Raw genomic sequence first — 388 nt, 5'->3', positions numbered from 1 at the left:
GCAAAGGTTTAATAATGAGAACTCCTGCTCCTTCACTTCTGACAAAGCCATTTGCATCTGCTTGAAAGGATTTGGCCTGTCCTTTCTTACTCAAATAGCCCATTGAGTCGAAGCCAATAAAGCCTTTTGGTGAAAGCAGCAAATTCACAGCCCCGACAATGGCTTGCTCACATTCGCCGTTTCGAATGGATTGTATAGCTCTGTGCAAAGCCACTAGAGCTGAGGAACAGGCAGCTTCATAATATTCACTTGGCCCTTTTACATCAAGCGCATAGGATCTACGGTTTGGAATTAAGGATGGAATCACAGCTGTATCCGTATTGCCGGCTGCGACAAATACTCCTGTCGGGCGGCTTGATAAGGCCTGTCCGGTTAAGCCTGCGTCTCC

The 388-nt window shown here is 47.2% G+C and carries 1 protein-coding gene; it reads right to left on the bottom strand.

Translation table 11 applies throughout. The features are described 5' to 3' along the window. Positions 1-388, bottom strand: a 388-nt coding sequence (locus RVS70_RS23085; protein ID WP_321135079.1) for a beta-ketoacyl synthase N-terminal-like domain-containing protein, incomplete at both ends; no start/stop codon positions are given.

Origin of the sequence: Virgibacillus sp. M23 (genome assembly GCF_034190895.1) — a bacterium.
Lineage (GTDB): Bacteria > Bacillota > Bacilli > Bacillales > Amphibacillaceae > Virgibacillus > Virgibacillus salarius.
Note: the sequence above shows the minus strand (reverse complement) of the source record. Positions and strands in the feature narration are given on the sequence as shown.